Genomic DNA, 17,452 nt, shown 5'->3' with positions numbered 1-17,452 from the left:
CTCTGTGACATCTCTGCTGGCGAAGCTCGGCCTAAAACGCCGCCACAAGAAAGCCGTTGCGGGCACGGCACTTGCCGCCGCCACAGCCGTGCTGGTAACCGGCGCCATTATCTACCCGGGGTTCAAGACCGCCGAGGTCGAGCTCAATGACGGCGGCGTCTGGGTGGTGTCCAAGTCCAAGAACGCAGTGGGGCGCTTGAACTATCCGTCCCGCGTGCTTGACGGCGCCGTGACACCGGCATCCTCTACCTTTGACATCCTTCAGCATTCGGGCGATGTGTTTGTCGATGACGAGGCCGGTTCAACGCTGAACCAGGTATCGCCGGCCAACATGCGCCTGGGTGGCGACAAGCAGCTGCCCGGTGCCGCTGACGTGAGTTTCGGTGCCCAGGTAATTTCGGTGACCGACGCTGCGTCCGGCAAGGTCTGGGCTGCATCGCCGTCCACCGTGAACGGGTTTGACGAAGAATCCGTGGAGCCCGTCCTGGTGGGGTCAGAGGGGACGGTCTCCGCCGTGGGCACCGACGACCGGATCTACTCCGCGGACCCCGCCACGGGCGTGGTGACGGTGACGAGTGTCGACGCCAACGGTGCAGTGGTGTCCACCGATTCCAGTACATGGAATGACCTCAAAGACGCAGGCGATCTGCAACTGACAGTGGTGGGGGACCAGCCCGTGGTCCTGGACGCCGCCGCTGGTAATCTCTTCCTACCGGGCGGCAAACGGCTGCAGCTCGCGGACGCTGGCAACGCCAAGCTCCAGCAGAGCGGCCCTGCCAGCGACTTTGTGGCTATCTCGACGCCGAAAGCGTTGCTGAAGCAGCCGCTGGGTGGTGGCACCGCCAAGACCGTCACGTTCGACGGCGAAGGTGTCCCGGCAGCCCCGGTCCAGTTGGGCGGCTGCGTGCACGCAGCCTGGTCCGGCGCCAACAAGTATGTCCGGGATTGCGTCAATGACGTTGATGACAAGAACGTGGCCGTGCCCAAGGCGAGCGCGTCGCCGTCGTACGTTTTCCGCGTAAACCGTGACCTGGTGGTCCTCAACGATGTCAACTCCGGCAACGTGTGGCTGGTGAACCAGAACATGCAGTTGGTCAACAACTGGGACGACGTTGTCCCGCCCAAGAACGAGTCGGACGAACAAGACGAAGAGTCCGCGGACAACAACACCATCAACGTGCTCCCGGACCGCACCAAGCCCAACCGGCCGCCGGAAACCAAGCCCGATGCTGTGGGCGTGCGCCCCGGCCGGACCACCATTCTTAGCGTCCTGGACAACGACTCGGATCCCGACGGCGATGTCCTCACCGCCGCAGTCCAGGGCAATCCGCCGAAGGCCGGCACGCTGGAAAGTATCTACGGCGGTACCGCCTTCCAGATCTCCGTGCCTGGCGATGCTAAGCCGGGAACGGAGACTTTCAGCTATTCAGCCTCTGACGGGCGAGGTCTTTCCGCCACCGGACAGGTAACCCTCACCGTGGTTGCGCCGGACCAGAACAAACCGCCGCAGTTCAAACGCGGCGACAACACCACCACCATGCTGGTGGAACAGGGCAAGACCGTGAGCCAGAACATCCTCACGGACTGGGTCGACCCCGACGGCGACGACCTGGTGCTGCTCGACGCCAAGGCCGACAATGACCAGGACCAAGTGAAGGTCCGCCGCGACGGCCTGCTTACCTTCCAGGATTCCGGCGCCACCGCCGGGAAAAAGAACGTTGAGGTGACCATCTGGGATGGCCGCGACACCGTGCAGGGAAAGGTGGTCATCAACGTCCAACCGCCCGGTGCCCTCGCGCCCGTTGTCAACGCCGACCACGTCACCGCCGTCGTGGGGCAAGACCTGGTCATCTCGCCGCTGAAAAACGATGTGGACCCCAATGGCGGCGCATTGCGCCTGGCCCAGGTTGAGGCCAACGGTCCCGCCGACGTCGGCCCCGTGACGGATGGCGGCACTTTTACCTTCCGCAGCAGTACACCGGGCCCGGTCTACTTGACGTACATTGCCAGCAACGGCCCGCAAAGCAGCCAGGGCCTGATCCGTGTCGACGTGGAATCCGGGAACGACGCCGGCGATCCCGTGGCCGTGCACGACGTCGCCTTGATGCCCACTGGCGGCAGCGTCCTGCTGGACCCGCTCGCCAATGACTCCGATCCCTCCGGCGGCGTCCTGGTGCTGCAATCCGTGAAGCTGCCGGACAACGCGACCATCTCGGTCAGCGTGATCGACCACAGCGTCCTGCGCATCACGGACATCCTGGGAACCAAGGACCCGATCCTCTTCGAATACACCATGTCCAACGGCAAGAAGTCGGCCACCGGCTCCGTCTCCGTGGTACCCGTTCCGGCACCGGCCGTGGTGGAAGCACCTCAGCCCAAGCCGGACGAGGTGAATGTCCGCGTTAACGATGTGGTGACCATTCCGGTGCTCGACAACGACACCCACCCACAGGGCCAGGAACTTTCCGTGGACCCGGTCCTGCCGCAGGGCGTGGATCCCGCCGATGGCAAGAGCTTCGTCTCGGAAAACACCGTCCGGTTCCTCGCCGGCGCCCAGCCCAAGACAGTCCGCGCCATCTACAACGCCGTGGACCCGCAGGGCCAAAAGAGCGCAGCAGCCATCACCATTCATATCCTCCCGCTTGAGGGAGCGCAGAACTCGCGCCCGCAGCCGCAGAACCTGACTGCCCGGGTGGTTGCCGGTGGCACGGTCCGGATCCCGGTTCCATTGGATGGCATTGATCCCGATGGTGATTCTGTCCAGCTCACCGGTATTGACAGCTCTCCCGCACTGGGTACCGCCACGGTGGGCAGCAACTTCATCGACTTCACCGCCGCCGGCGACGGCGCAGGCACGGATGCTTTCCGTTACAAGGTGGTGGACCGTCAAGGTGCCGTCAACACCGGGACCGTCACTGTGGGCATCGCTCCGCGGAGCGACATCAACCAGAACCCCACCCCGGTTGATGACGAGGTGCGGGTCCGGCCCGGGCGGCAGATTGCCGTCGACGCAACCAAGAACGACACCGACCCTGACGGCGACACCATCCGGATCCGGACCGACGGCCTTGAGGCTGACCCTGCGCTGCAGGCGTCCGTCAGCAAGACCAGCGGCAGGGTGCTCTTGACCGCGCCCCAGGAAGAGGGCACCGTCAACGTCCGCTACACGGTCAGCGATGACCGGGACGCGAGTGCACAGGCCACCATCCGCGTGATTGTCGACAGAGAGGTGCCGCTCAAGGCGCCGATCGCCCGGGACGACCGCGTCACCTCCGCCCAGACCATGGGCAAGACCGCCGTTGACGTGCCGGTCCTCAAGAACGATGAGGACCCGGACGGTGTCGGCGAGAACCTGGTGGTCACCACTGACAACCCCGCGGCCCGGCCTGGCACCGAAGGCAATGTGGTGGTGGATCTCACCGAAGGTCCGCAGCTCATTCCCTACACGGTTGAGGACGTCGACGGGCAACGCTCGACGGCGATCATCTGGGTCCCCGGTATCGGCCAGCAGGTGCCAACCCTGGCCAAGGACGATGTCATTGAGGTGGTTGCCGGTCAGTCCATCACCGTGGACCTGGCCGAATGGGTCAAGGTCCGCGAGGGCCGCTCGCCACGGCTGACGCAGGCCGACAAGATCAAACTCATCGGAGCTGATGGCAGCAACCCGATTACCGGTGACGGAACCGGCCTGAAATACACGGCTGGCACCGATTACGTGGGGCCGGGCTCGTTGACCTTTGAGGTTACTGACGGATCCGGACCCGACGACCCCGCCGGCCTGAAGGCGACGCTCAGCATTCGCACCAAGGTCCTCCCGGATCCCAACAAGAACAACCCGCCCGAGCTCTTGGGGTCGAACGTCGAAGTGCCGATGGGCGACTCGACGAGCATCGACCTGGGGAAGCTCACCTCGGACCCGGACGGGGACGATGTCGAGAACATGAAGTACGAGCTTCTCGACGGCGTGCCGGCCGGGTTTAATGTGAGCGTCGACGGCAAGAGCCTCAAAGTCTCTGCGGCTGACTCCAGCCGGGCCGGTACAGCTGGTGCCGTTCAGGTCAAGGCCAAGGACCCGCGCGGCCTTGAAGCGACTGCTACGTTCCAGCTGTCCGTGACGGCATCCAACCGGCCCAAACCGGTAGCCAACGACGACGTTGAACCCAACGCCGCGGCCGGCAAACCCGTCACCATCAACGTCCTGGCCAACGACGTTAATCCGTTCCCCGAGACAGCGCTGAAGATCATCGCCGCGGGCGCCGAGACTGGAAACGGCAACGTGGAAGTGAACGGCGACTCTGTGACGGTGACGCCCGCTCCCGGATTCACGGGGACCATGGTGGTCACCTACACTGTGGAGGACAAGACCCAGGACGCCTCGAGGCATGCCACGGCCCGCGTTCGGCTCACCGTAAAGGACGCGCCCGCGGCCCCTACGACGCCGCAGGCCCAAAGCGTAGGGGACCGGACCGCACTGCTGAACTGGACGGCACCTGCTGACCGCGGCTCACCCATCACCAAGTACACCGTGTACGGCGAGGGCGGGTTCCAGCAGGACTGTCCCGCCAATACCTGCACGCTGAACGGGCTGATCAACAACACGAAGTACCACTTCCAGGTCACCGCCACCAACGAGTTCGGCGACTCCGACAGGTCGCCGGCCTCGGCCGAGGTGCGGCCGGACGTCAAGCCGGATACTCCGCTGGCGCCGGGGCTCAAGTTCGGGGACAAGGAACTCGCCGTCTACTGGGTTGCTCCTGCCGGCAAGGGCTCCCCGGTCAAGAGCTATGATCTTGAAATTTCGCCGGCACCGGCCGGACAGAACGCCCAGATCCAGAACCTGACGGCTGTCAGCTACGTCTGGAAGGGCCTCACGAACGGCGTGTCCTATAAGGTCCGTGTCCTGGCACGCAACGACGCCAAGGAGCCGTCCGAGTGGAGCCCATACTCTGCAGCTGAAGTACCGGCTGGTGTGCCTGCCACCCCGGCTGCACCCACGGCCGCCCAGGCAGCGCCCTTGGGTCCGCAGAGCCAGCTCAAGGTCAGCTGGACTGCACCGAACAACAACGGTGACGACGTAAAGGCCTACACTCTCACCACCCTCCGGGGCGGTGCGGCGGTAGCCACCCAGCAAGTGGCCGGCACATCGCAAAACGTCACAGTGGACAACTCCGAGGCCAACTACACCTTCACGGTGGCGGCCACCAACAAAGCGGGAATTAGTGCCACCAGTGCCCAGTCGGCGGCGATTCGTGCGGTAGGAAAGCCCGGCATCGTCGGCGCACCGACGGCGACGCTTGTGGACACCGGTGGAGCAGGCGGAAAGATCGACATCCGATTTACTCCTCTGTCTGACGCCCAGCGCAATGGTTCCACCGCGCAGGAAATCACGTACAGATACAGCCTGACCTCGGGTGGAAGCAGTGGAGCCATCAATGCCGGCGGGGGTACTGTTGCCGCCGCAAATGGCACGCCCACCTCGGTGGTGGTCTGGGCCGTCTCCTCGAGAAGTTCCACCGCCGGAGACGCCAGCGCTCCGTCCAACCAGGTCAATCCTTACGGCCTGGCCTTTGCTCCGAACGTGAACGGCAGCAAGAGCAGCGGCGTGGGCGACAAGACAGTGTCTTGGACCTGGAACCAGCCGGACGGAAACGGCCGCGCTGTCACGGGCTACCAGTACAGCCTTGATGGCGGCGGCTGGCAGGACACCGACCAGCGCTCGTTCTCGAAGACGGTTGGTTTCAGCGAGACCCTTACGCTCCGGGTGCGGGCCATCAGCGGCGGCCAGCCGGGCCGGATCGGCAGCGATACGTCCCGTAGTGGTGCGGAGCCGCCTCCGCCTGTGCCCGACTCGTGGGGCATCACGGCCAGCCCCGTCCGCAGCTGCACCGAACCCCGCAAGGGAACGGACAGCTTCCGAGACGGCAACCCGTCGTCGTGCGTGGGCGAGGGCAAGTGGCTGGACGCGAACGTCGGATCGAAGTCGGACAGGTACCAGGTCTGGTACAAGACGTCTAACAACCCGAGCGGCATCTGGTACCACTTGACGTCCGGTCCAGCGGCCGGTAACTGGCTCCGCTGCGACACCTCCAATCTTGGCTGCAACCCGCCCAACGGCATGCCCAACAGATAACCTCCAGCACGTCCCGGATCGGCCAACCGGCCCCACCCTAGAATCCCCTGACACAGCAGAAGAAGGAATCACCATGACCATGACCACAGAGCAGGCCGAATGGTTTGCCGACACGTTCGAAAAGCTGGTTGCCAACGTGGGCCAGGCCGTTCTGGGCAAGGAACACGTCATCCGGCTCACGTTCACAGCGATGCTTGCCGAGGGGCACATCCTCTTCGAAGACGCGCCGGGAACGGGTAAGACCTCCCTGGCCCGCGCGTTGGCCGCCACCGTGCAGGGCTCCAACAACCGCATCCAGTTCACTCCCGACCTGCTGCCCTCTGACGTCACCGGTGTGACCATCTACGACCAGAAGACGCAGAAGTTCGAGTTCCACAAGGGACCCATCTTCAACAACATCGTCCTGGCCGACGAGATCAACCGGGCCTCACCCAAGACCCAGTCTGCGCTCCTGGAAGTCATGGAAGAGTCCCGGGTGACGGTGGACGGCGTGACCCACTCCGCCGGCCGGCCCTTCATGGTGTTGGCAACCCAGAACCCGATCGAGCAGGCCGGTACTTACCGGTTGCCCGAGGCTCAGCTGGACCGCTTCCTGATGAAGACCTCCATCGGCTACCCTGACCACGCCTCCACGGTGCGGCTCCTGGGCGGCAACAACCTCAAGGACCGCTCACAGGACCTCACTCCGGTCATTACCACCGCCGCCGTCGCTGACATGGCCGACCTGGCCACCACTGTCCACGTGGACACCGCCGTGCTGGAATACATCTCCCGGCTCTGCGAAGAGACCCGCAGCGCCCCGGAGACCCGGTTGGGTGTGTCCGTCCGCGGTGCACTGGCCATGGTCCGGGCAGCCAAGGTGTGGGCTGCCGCCCAGGGCCGTAACTTTGTCCTGCCGGATGACATCAAGGAGTTGGCCGCCGTGGTGTGGACCCACCGCTTCGTGATGGACGCCGAGGCCGAGTTCTCCGGCGCCACCGCCGAAGCCGTCCTGACGCGGATTCTTGCGGACGTGGCAGCGCCACAACAGCGCACCAACGCCTGACCCTTCCTACACCTCCCGACAGCACTAGACCCAGCAAAACGAAGGCAACACATATGTCCAGCGGCACCCCGTTGACCAGGCTCGCAGAGCGCCTGAAGCGGCCTTTCATCAAGAACGGCCGCCCCACCGCCCTGCATCCGTCCGCAGTGTGGGCAGAAGCCACGAACACGGCAGCCTTGGCCGCGGCACCGGCTTGGAAATCCGTTCGGTACTTCTGGTTCAAGTACCCCTGGCCGGTCCTGTCCGTCGTCAGCGTCCTGGGCTGGTCGGTGCTGGCCGCTTCACTGCTGCTCTGGATCACCGGGCAGTCCTTCGGCTGGCAGGAAGCCAAGGCCGCAGCCATCGCCGCTTTTGTGCTGTTTGCGGTGGCGGTGGCATTCATCCTGGGCCGATCGTCCTACGGTGTGGTCCTTGACCTGGCCCGCACCCGGGTGGCGGTGGGGGACAACGCGGTGGGAAGCATTGCCGTGTCCAATACCTCGGCGCGGCCGCTGCTGCCGGCAGCCCTGGAACTGCCCGTCGGCAACGCCACAGCCATTTTCCACCTGCCCCGGATGAAGCCGCAGCAGGTTCACGAGGACCTGTTCACCATTCCCACGGCCCGGCGCGCCGTGATCGTGGTGGGTCCGGTCCGCTCCGTGCGCGCCGACCCGCTGCACCTGCTCCGCCGCCAGGTCCTGTGGACCGAACCCGAGGACCTGTTTGTGCATCCCCGGACGGTGGCCTTGGCAGGCTCCGCCGCTGGGTTCATCCGGGACCTTGAAGGCATGCCCACCACCGACCTTTCCAGCGCCGACGTCTCCTTCCACGCCCTGCGGGACTATGTTCCGGGCGATGACCGCCGGCACATCCACTGGAAAACCACGGCCCGGACCAACAAGCTCATGGTCCGCCAGTTCGAGGAGACCCGCCGGGCCCACCTGGCCATCTCGCTGTCCATCAACACCGAGGAATACGCCAGCGACCAGGAATTCGAAATGGCCATCTCCGCCGCGGCGTCCATCGGCCGGCAGGCCATCCGGGAACAACGCGAGCTGGACGTCCTGACCCAAAAGGGTCCGCTGCGCTGCGAAACCGGCCGCAACATGCTGGACGACATGACCAGGATCGTAGGCGCACCCATGCGCCGCACCGCCGTCGACCTCGCCCGCAGCCTGGCAGATACCGTCCCCAACGCCTCTGTGGTGTTTTTCGTGGTGGGCAGCAACGTGACCCCCACCCAGCTCCGCTCCGCGGCGGCCTCCGTGCCCATGGGCGTCCGCAGCCTCGCCATCCGGATCGACGAAGGCGCCGCTCCCGCCCGTGCCAACATTGCTGACCTCACCGTCCTCACGCTGGGCGACCTGTCCGATCTGGCCATCATGCTGAGAAAGGCGGCAGCATGAGCTCCGCACCCGGCAAGCGGCCCCGCCGCAAGACCGCACCTGCCAAGGGCTTCGCCGCCCCGCAACCCGTCCGTGCCCGCCGCAAGACGGCAGGACAGCAGGAGTCCGGCTTCGCTTCCGGCCAGCCGCTGTGGCACTTCCTGCTCGACGCCGGCGCCCTCACCGTCCTGCTCGGGCTGGGCCTGCTGGGCTTCGGCCTCAGCTTCGGTGGCGATGCCTACTACCTGATTTCAGGATTCGGTGGCATCATCCTTGGGCTGGGAATCGGGGCTTTCAACGCTCATCTCAGGCTGGGCCTGCTGATCACCACAGCCCTTGCCCTGGCGGCCTACCTGGTCTTCGGCACGGTATTGGCCGTTCCAGACGCCGCGATTGCTGGTTTTGTTCCCACCCTTGATTCGCTCCGGACCCTGCTCCTGGGTGTCGTCTTCGCCTGGAAGGACATGCTCACCGTCGGCGTGCCCGTTGGAACTGCCGGCGGTGTCCTCATCGTGCCGTTCCTGAGTGCGCTCATCACCGCGCTGGCCGCCGGCATCCTCACGTGGCGGACGCGGAGCCCGTACTTCCCGCTCCTGCCCGTCCTGGTCCTGTTTGTCACCGGTATCGCCTTCAGCACCAACGCTGCCTTCCTGACCCTGGAACGTGGCATCGGCCTGACAGTCCTGGGTATCGCTTGGGCTACCTTCCGCCGGGACGTGCTCCGCCAGAGCAGCACCCGCCGGGTGGCCGTCAATAACCCGCAGGTGGACGCCGGCACCGCCCAGCGCGCCAGGTTGCAGCGGCTGGGCCTCGCGGCAGGCGTCATCGCCGTCAGCGTGGGGGTCACAGCCCTCGCCTCGCCACTCATCACCGCCGCGGATGACAGAAAAGTGCTCCGCAATGTGGTGGTGCCGCCATTCGACCCCAAGGCCTACATCACGCCGTTGGCCAGCTTCCGAACCTACGTCAAAGACCAAAAGGACGACACCCTGTTCGTGGTCAAGGGGCTGCCTCGGGACAGCAGGGTCCGGTTGGGCGCGCTGGACTCCTACAACGGCACCAACTACACCATGGACCCCAACGGCTCAGGTAGTTTCAGCAAGGTTGGCGATTCCCAGTCCATCAACACCCTGGCCGACACTCGAGGCGTAGTCCCCACCAAGGACTACGAAATCGACATCAGCATCGAGGACTACCAGGGCTTCTTCGTGCCCGGCGGCCGGACCACCACCGGCTTGAGCTTCGACCAGGACGCGGCGGCAGCGGCGGCCGGGCTCTACTTCAACGCCGGGACGGACACCGCCGTCACCACCAACGGGCTCTCCCGCGGCGACTCCTACAGCGTCCAGGTCTCCGAACCTGTCAAACTGGAGCACGGTCAGCTCACCCAATACGACTTCGCTCGGCTCAACCTGCCCGACACCGCCGAGGTTCCGCCCGTGGTGGGTTCCCAGGCCAACGACCTGTCAGCCGACGCGCCCACGGCGATCGACAGGGTCAGGCAGATCGAAGCGCATTTCCAGAAAACGGGGGCGTTCAGCAACGGCTTGGTCAGCGATGGGCAGCTGCCCAGCGTCTCCGGCCACGGTGCCGCCCGCATCCGGAGCCTCCTCACGGCCAAACAGATGTTGGGTGATGACGAGCAGTACGCGGTGGCCATGTCCCTGATGCTGCGCCACCTGGGAATTCCCTCCCGCGTGGTGATGGGCTTCTACCCTGATCCCACCAGCCCGGAAAACGGTGCCGGTGAGGTCAAAATCACCGGCAAGAACGTGCACGCCTGGGTGGAAGTAGCATTCGAGCGCGTGGGCTGGGTCAGCTTCGACCCCACCCCGCCGAAAGACAACATCCCCATCCCACCTGACCCGGAAAACAAGTCCAAGCCCAAGCCGCAGGTCCTGCAGCCGCCGCCGCCACCGCAGGAGCCAGCGGACCTCCCGCCGGATTCCTCACCGGATGCGTTGGACGCCGACCAGAAGAAGGACAACCCCTGGTTGTTCTGGGGCGCCCTCCTGAGCGCCCTGGGGATCGCTGCCATTCCGCTGCTGATCATTGCGTTGCCGCTGCTGTTGGTGGCACTGCTGAAATCACGACGACGGAAGTCACGGTTCAGCGCCGGTCACCCCGCGCAGCGGGTAGGCGGCGGGTGGAGCGAGGTGGTCAGCCTGGCCACCGACATGGGTGCCGCAGTGGACACCCGGTCCACGCGCCGGGAAAGCGCCGTCGTCCTGGCAGACGCCTTCCCGGGCAGCAGCAGCGCCACCACGTTGCTTGCCCGGCGCGCCGACGCCGCCATCTTCGGTGCTGGTTCGCCCAGCGAAGCAGAGGTTGCAGAGTACTGGAAGATCGTTGACGGGTCGCTGAAGGAAATGACTGGGACCGTGGGTTTCTGGCGTCGGCAACAAGCCAGGTTCTCACCCAGGTCCCTCCTCTCTGACGCCCGGACGGCGCTCAACGGGCGCAGCCTGCGACTGTCCCTGCCGGGCGTAGCCAAAGCCCCCGCCGCAAAGCCATCCCAGGAAGTGACAGCAGCGTCACCGCAGCCTTCCGCGCAGGAGCAGGCCGAACCGAAGCGGCCAGCCGAGCCGCAGCAACCTCCTGCGCCGCCGTCGTCGGCCGATCCGGAGCGGCCTGCGGATCCGCCGTCGTCCCCGCCGGAGGGTCCATGACCGCGCCCACCGAACAGTGCCCGCGCTGCCACCAGGTGGTGCGGGCCGGGGCTACCTTTTGCACCGCCTGCGGGGTGCCCCTGCCCAACCGTGCGGCCCGGAGCGTCCGCAACCAGGACCTGGGTGCCGGGGCCGCGCTGCCCGGCCAACCGGCGGCCCCCGCGCCGCACGGTGCCGGGATTCCCGGTACTATCCCGGTAGTGGAAACGCTCCCGGGCTTTGCCGGGGGCGCAGTATCGCCGTCACCGCGCGGTGGTGCCAGCGGACCCGGCGCACCTCATGGCGCCGCTCTAGGGGGAGGAACCCGGATGGCAGTGAACCTTCAGCTTGTACCGGCTACGGCGGGCAAGCGGCTGGGTGCTGCCGTGCTGGACTGGCTCTTCCCGCTCGCTGTCCTGGCCGTGACCTTCAGCATCGGCTTTGCCGGGATCACCAGAACCCGCAGCGGCGGTTTCATTGTGTACGACACCGGTTCCGTGGTCCTCTTCGGTGGCATCGGCGTGGGCGTGACCATCATCTATGCCGCGGTGCTGCTGGGTCTTGAGGCGCGCACCGGCAAGACCCTTGGCAACATCCTGCTGGGCATCCGCAGTGCCGACGCCGACGGCTATGCACCCGGGGCCGGCGCCGTTTTCCTCCGCGGCCTGATCACCGGCGCCGGCGTCATCCTGGCCCTGATCGCCAGCGTCCTGGTGCTGATTTTCCAGTGGTTCGGCGTTGCCTTGTTTATCCTGGGACCGTTGCTGCTGGTAGCTGCCATCTGGGCCATCCTGGTGGTGGTGTCCAGCCGGTGGGACAAGGAAGGCGGGCTCCGCGGCTGGCACGATTCGGCTGCCAAGACGCTGGTCTTCGACGTCAAGGCAGGGCGCGATCCCATCACCAGCGGTGGCATCCAGGGACCCTACAGTTTCGCCCCAATGGACCTGCCGCCGGTGCAGCAGGTCCTGTCGCCCGTGGCCGGCTTCCGCCCGGCAGCGAACGCGGCCAGCTCGGCGCCGGCGCCGGCCTCACCTCCTGTCGTACCCGGTGCTGCCGCTCCTGCTGCCGCTTCGGCAGGGATCCCGACGTCGGCCGCCGCTTCCGCGCCAGCGCCCGCACCCGCCGTGCCACCCACGTTCGTGACCCCCACCTTTTCGGCGCCGCCCGCCGTCGTGGTTCCAGCGGCTGCTGCACCAGCGCAACCACCCAGCCACCCTGACGATGATGTGGAACGCACCCACATTCGCCCCGGAACCGCGGTCCCGGCACCCGTTGCCGTGCTGCGCGTGCGGCTCGACGACGGCCGAGACTTCCAGCTGGACCGCAGCGTCTTGGTGGGACGGAACCCCGTGGGCCAGGCGGGCGAACAGCACGCCCAACTTCTCGCCGTCGACGATCCCGGCCGATCCATTTCCAAAACCCACCTTCACCTCCTCAGCGACGGCGCCGGCATCTGGGTGACCGACCGGAACTCCACGAACGGCAGTGCCGTCACCACTCCGGACGGCCGGCGCGACGCCTTGGCCCCCGGCGTCCCCACCTTTGTCACCCCGGGATCCACCATTCACTTCGGTGACCGGACCTTTTACCTAGGACAGGCATGAACCAACAGCCCGCCAGCGTTTCCGCCACAAGGCAGGGTTCCGGCCTCAGCCTGAACTACGGCTACGGCACGGACCGGGGACTCCGCCGCGAACTGAACGAGGATTCGTTTATTGCGTCGGACCCCGTGTTCGCCGTGGCCGACGGTATGGGCGGCCACGAGGCAGGCGAAATTGCCAGTGGCATGTGTGTCCGCGCTTTGGCTGCCATTCCGCAGCTTGCCACGGGGGAGCGCAGCGTCACGGCTGCCATCCTGCAGCAGTACCTGGTCCGCGCCGACACCGCCATCCGCGAAGCTACCGGCGCCAGGGCCGGCACCACGTTGACCGGTGCGGTGGTGGTGGAGCAAATGGGCATGCCGTATTGGCTGGTCATGAACATCGGCGATTCGCGGACCTACCGACTCAGCCAGGGCCGCTTCGACCAGATCAGCGTGGACCACTCCGAGGTCCAGGAACTCGTGGACGCCGGCCAGATCACCGCGCTACAGGCCACCGTCCACCCGCGCCGGCACGTGGTGACCCGCGCCCTGGGAACCGGGGACGAAACGGAAGCCGACTTCTGGCTGCTGCCCGTCGAAGAGGGAGATCGCGTTCTGGTCTGCTCTGATGGGCTCAACGGCGAACTGTCGGACGAACATATCTTCCGGTTGCTCGCCACTGCCGGCAGCCCGCAGGAGTGCGTGGACGCCCTCATCCAGGCGGCACTGCGCAGCGGCGGACGCGACAACATCACGGTCATTGTGGTGGACGCAAAAAATGTCATGAACGACGCCGGCGTTGCCACCACTGCGCCGCGCCGGGGCGCCGACGCCGAGGACGAAAACACCCTGCCGCGCTCGCAGTCACCCCACGCCACCACTGCGCCGCTCCCGCACCAGGTCCAGCAGGCTGCGGCCGCAGACAGCGAGGATGACCGTTCTGTTGACAGCGACGCCGTCGCACGTGACGCCGACGCGACCGAGGGAGCCGTGGACAATGAGCGCAGCTAGCTACCAGCCGGGCGCCTGGGTAGGCGTTGTCCGGGCGAAGACGGCAGTAGTCCTGGGCCCGGACGCGCCCACCGGACTTGCGGCTGCCCTCTGGGACCTGCTCGCAAAGCGACCCCAGGTCCACGAGATCCTGCACGCCGTCACGGGCAGTGCGGGCGGATCGTTAGCTGACATCCCCGCCTTCGGCATTGTGGACTTCACCGGTCCGCTCCGGGTCTTCCTGCGTGGCCCGTTGGACCTGGCTGTCCAGTCATCGCAGGGAACTGTTGACCTTGATGGCCGGGACGTCACCACCTGGAACGAACGCAGGTTCGAGGGCGCCGAGCGTTGCCAGCTGACTATTTCCGACGTTGAGGCCACAGACGTTGCCGAGCTTCCCCTGGTGGAAGGCGTGGTGCTGCTTCGTTCTCTGACCCTGACCCTTTCCGGCGTGCCCGCAGAGGCCGACTCCGCTGCCGGAATCGGCGGTCCTGTTTTGGTTCCGGCTGTTCTTCCCGGCAGCGTGCTCCCTGCAGCTGCAACGCCCCAGAGCGTAGCGGCCGCCGTGGTGCCAGAGCCCAACGCGCCCACCCTGACCCACGCAGTACAGGTCCCTTCGGCCGCGCCGTCTCAGGAGGGAACCACCGGAGATGAAGCTGAGGCGCCCCAGGACCCGGACGCGGCAGGCCAGGCAGTTGCTGCCGCCATCCCGCTCCCGGCTACAGACCCCGTCCAGGACGGGGACGTTTCCGAGGAAGCAGCAGATCTGGGCATCACCATCATGCCGGACCACGGACTTGCCGCAGAGCCGGAAGCCTCGGACGGCCAGACCATCGCGTCTGCGGGCCAGGACGCTGAACCGTCGGCGAATGGCACTGCTGAAGAAGTAGCTTCCTCAGCCGAACCTGTGGCAGCGCCAGACGAAGAACCTGCCGATTCCCCGGCCGGCGATGAAGCCCCGGCCAGCGAGTTCACCAGTTCCTATGACCACCTGTGGGAACGGACGGTGATGCGGAACATCGAAGACGCCGCCGTACGCGAGGACCCCGACGCCGAGCCGGCCACAGCCCCAGATCCGGCCACGAACCAAGAGCCGGCAGCAGAGGCCCCGGAGCAGGACTCGAACCCCGACCAGGCGCACGCCAAGGACGTTCCAGCACCGGACAACAACCGCAACCTCCCCACTTCCGCGGAGACGGCTGCAGCCGCGCCTGTGGCCGCCAAGCCGGCCGGCCTCCTGATCGACTCCGTGCCATGGCGCACCGGGTCCGCCGCGCCGACGAAAACGCCGGATACTTCCAGTGCACCCAGCGCACCCAAACCGGCGGCCAGCATCGGTGTCGTAGTCGCCCCTGACAGCCCGGCAACCGATGCGGCCGCGGAAGACTTCGGTGACCATGATGGCCAGACTGTGATGAAGAGCAGCCTCAAGGACTCAGCAGCGCCGTCGTCGTCGTCCGGGCCGGGCGGGGCAGCCTCGCCAGCTGATCCCGGCAAGGGCCCCGTGGTCCTGGCCCGCGTCTGTGCCCAACGCCACGCCAACCCACCCACCCGTTCACAGTGCGCTGCCTGCGGCGCCGCGCTGCTGCCCGACGCCATCCAAGTGGCGCGGCCACGCCTTGGCCGGATGCGGGTCTCGACCGGCGAACTGGTGGACCTGGACCAGTCGCTGATTGTTGGCCGGCACCCCTCGGTGTCGCGGGTCCAGGGCGCCGGCATGCCCAAGCTGGTGCAGGTAGCCAGTCCTGAGGGTGATATTTCCCGGTCGCATGTGGAGGTTCGCCTGGAGGGCTGGCACGTCATGCTGTGCGACCTGAAAGCCACCAACGGCACCGTGCTGGTGCGCGAAGGCCAGCCGCCGCGTCGGCTGGCTCAGAACGAGATGGCCATCCTTTTGGACGGCGATATCGCCGAGCTGGGCGAGGGCATCTCGTTGCGTTTTGAGGAGATTCTTTGAGTTCCAAACGGCCCATCGCGCCGCCCCCCTTAATTCCGGGGTTCAACTACATCAGCCTGCTGGGGTCCGGCGGCTTCTCCGACGTCTACCTTTACGAACAGGACCGGCCGCGCCGCAAGGTGGCCGTCAAGGTGCTGCTCTCGGACCTGAAGACCGAGGGCGCCCGCCGCCGGTTCGAGTCCGAGGCCAACCTGATGGCCCAACTGTCCTCGCACCCCTACATTGTCACCATCTACGAAGCTGAGGTGACCGCCGCCGGGCACTCCTACCTGGCCATGGAGTACTGCTCCCGGCCCAGCCTGGACGTGCGGTACCGGCGCCAGCGTTTCAGCGTCGACGAGGTGCTCGCCGTGGGAATCCAGGTGGCCTCTGCCGTGGAAACCGCACACCGCGCAGGCATTGTGCACCGCGACATCAAGCCCGCCAACATCCTGGTCACCGACTACAACCGACCGGCCCTCACCGACTTCGGCATCTCCGGCACGCTGGCGGATGACACCGACGACGACTCCGGCATGTCCATTCCCTGGTCGCCGCCCGAACAGTTCACCGACGGCAGCGTCGACGGCATCAGGGTGGACGTCTGGGCCCTGGGTGCCACCCTCTACACCCTGCTGGCCGGCCGCTCCCCGTTCGTGATGCCGGGGGCGGACAACTCCCAGCGCGAACTGATCAGCAGGATCAGTTCCATGACGTTGCCGCGCCTTGGCCGGGCCGATGTACCGGAATCGTTGGAGCTGGCCCTGGCCACCGCCATGGCCAAGACACCGGCGTCCCGCTACTCGTCCGCCCACGCGTTCGCGTTGGCGCTGCAGCGGATCCAGGCCGAACTGAACCTCTCCGTCACTCCCTTCGAAGTGGTGGATGAACCGCACCTCGAAGAGCAGCACCCTGACGATGGGGCCGAGGAGACTCGCGTCCGCAGCATCGCCAGCATCGACCCCGAACGCACGGGCAGCGCCCCCACGTTCCCGGCGCGGACCCGGCCCACCACAGCCAACCAGCGCCCGGGGACGTACGACGCCGGTGCAGGCACTGCTGGTACCAACGGTCCGGCGTCGCGCGTTCCCGCTCCGCCCGCCACCCCGTGGCTGCCCACACCGGCTGCGGAGGCGGCCGCAGCGGCGGCACCGCAGGTGCCTGGGGACCTGTTCGCCGCACCGCCGGCAGTCCATGCCGCCGGCAGCCACCCGGGTGCTCCGGCCGACGAATCAACCGTCCTCCGACCTGCCGCTGGACAGCGCGCCACGGCTGGACAGGAGCACGGCAAACGCAATCTGTGGCTGGGCATCACGGGCGGGACGGTGCTGGCAGTCGCCGCGGTGGTGGGCATCGTGATGGCCAACGCAGCCTCGGTCCCGGCCAAGACTGTCAGTCAGGAGCCGTCCAAGCCACCGGCAGACGCCCTGGACAACGGCACGGTGCCCGACGTCGAGAATCTCAAGGGCGTGGTGGCAGCCAACGGCCAGATCGACTTCAGCTGGGAGAATCCGCAGCCCAAATCGGGGGACTCCTACAAGTGGAAGGTCTACACGATCGGTGGCGGCGGCGAATTCCAGGCCGCGCAGGCATCACCGGTTCGGGTGGCGCCGAACCCCTCCGGACAAACGTGTGTCCAGGTGATGATCGTCCGCAGCGACGGGGCGTCCTCGCCGCTGGAGCCTGATTCGATCGCCTGCATTGGCCCGTGAGGCATTCTCAGCAGCACCCAACGCGCGTGGCAACGACAAGCATTA

8 protein-coding genes are annotated in these 17,452 nt (G+C 66.5%); all 8 read left to right on the top strand.

Annotation, left to right across the window (positions count from 1 at the left end; all coding sequences use genetic code 11):
* The first annotated feature begins 4 nt into the window (after window positions 1-4).
* On the top strand, window positions 5-6,130 hold the full coding sequence (locus PSET11_RS11970) for an Ig-like domain-containing protein (protein ID WP_124092549.1): 6,126 nt from the start codon (window positions 5-7) through the stop codon (window positions 6,128-6,130).
* A 73-nt stretch (window positions 6,131-6,203) separates the two neighbouring features.
* On the top strand, window positions 6,204-7,175 hold the full coding sequence (locus tag PSET11_RS11965) for an AAA family ATPase (protein ID WP_124092548.1): 972 nt from the start codon (window positions 6,204-6,206) through the stop codon (window positions 7,173-7,175).
* A 53-nt stretch (window positions 7,176-7,228) separates the two neighbouring features.
* Window positions 7,229-8,560, top strand: a complete 1,332-nt coding sequence (locus tag PSET11_RS11960; protein ID WP_124092547.1) for a DUF58 domain-containing protein — start codon at window positions 7,229-7,231, stop codon at window positions 8,558-8,560.
* Complete coding sequence (locus PSET11_RS11955; RefSeq protein ID WP_124092546.1) at window positions 8,557-11,208, top strand: transglutaminase TgpA family protein; 2,652 nt, start codon at window positions 8,557-8,559, stop codon at window positions 11,206-11,208. The genes PSET11_RS11960 and PSET11_RS11955 overlap by 4 nt, the downstream gene beginning before the upstream one ends.
* A gap of 308 nt (window positions 11,209-11,516) precedes the next feature.
* Window positions 11,517-12,791: an RDD family protein gene (locus tag PSET11_RS11950; protein ID WP_124092573.1), complete on the top strand. Its 1,275-nt coding sequence runs from the start codon at window positions 11,517-11,519 to the stop codon at window positions 12,789-12,791.
* Entirely contained in the window at window positions 12,788-13,780 is a 993-nt protein-coding gene (locus PSET11_RS11945; RefSeq protein ID WP_124092545.1) for a PP2C family protein-serine/threonine phosphatase, read from the top strand. The genes PSET11_RS11950 and PSET11_RS11945 overlap by 4 nt, the downstream gene beginning before the upstream one ends.
* The gene (locus PSET11_RS11940) at window positions 13,767-15,716 is read left to right on the top strand and encodes an FHA domain-containing protein (RefSeq protein ID WP_124092544.1); all 1,950 of its coding nucleotides are present in this window, start codon (window positions 13,767-13,769) and stop codon (window positions 15,714-15,716) included. Before PSET11_RS11945 ends, PSET11_RS11940 begins: the two co-directional genes overlap by 14 nt.
* On the top strand, window positions 15,713-17,407 hold the full coding sequence (locus tag PSET11_RS11935) for a serine/threonine-protein kinase (protein ID WP_124092543.1): 1,695 nt from the start codon (window positions 15,713-15,715) through the stop codon (window positions 17,405-17,407). Before PSET11_RS11940 ends, PSET11_RS11935 begins: the two co-directional genes overlap by 4 nt.
* Window positions 17,408-17,452: the final 45 nt, after the last annotated feature.

Source organism: Arthrobacter ulcerisalmonis, from assembly GCF_900609065.1.
GTDB lineage: Bacteria > Actinomycetota > Actinomycetes > Actinomycetales > Micrococcaceae > Arthrobacter > Arthrobacter ulcerisalmonis.
Note: the sequence above shows the minus strand (reverse complement) of the source record. Positions and strands in the feature narration are given on the sequence as shown.

Coding starts and splice junctions, on each gene's coding strand:
- PSET11_RS11965 (WP_124092548.1), top strand. CDS start 6,204: ATGACCATGACCACAGAGCAGGCCGAATGGTTTGCCGACACGTTCGAA.
- PSET11_RS11960 (WP_124092547.1), top strand. CDS start 7,229: ATGTCCAGCGGCACCCCGTTGACCAGGCTCGCAGAGCGCCTGAAGCGG.
- PSET11_RS11955 (WP_124092546.1), top strand. CDS start 8,557: ATGAGCTCCGCACCCGGCAAGCGGCCCCGCCGCAAGACCGCACCTGCC.
- PSET11_RS11950 (WP_124092573.1), top strand. CDS start 11,517: ATGGCAGTGAACCTTCAGCTTGTACCGGCTACGGCGGGCAAGCGGCTG.
- PSET11_RS11945 (WP_124092545.1), top strand. CDS start 12,788: ATGAACCAACAGCCCGCCAGCGTTTCCGCCACAAGGCAGGGTTCCGGC.
- PSET11_RS11940 (WP_124092544.1), top strand. CDS start 13,767: ATGAGCGCAGCTAGCTACCAGCCGGGCGCCTGGGTAGGCGTTGTCCGG.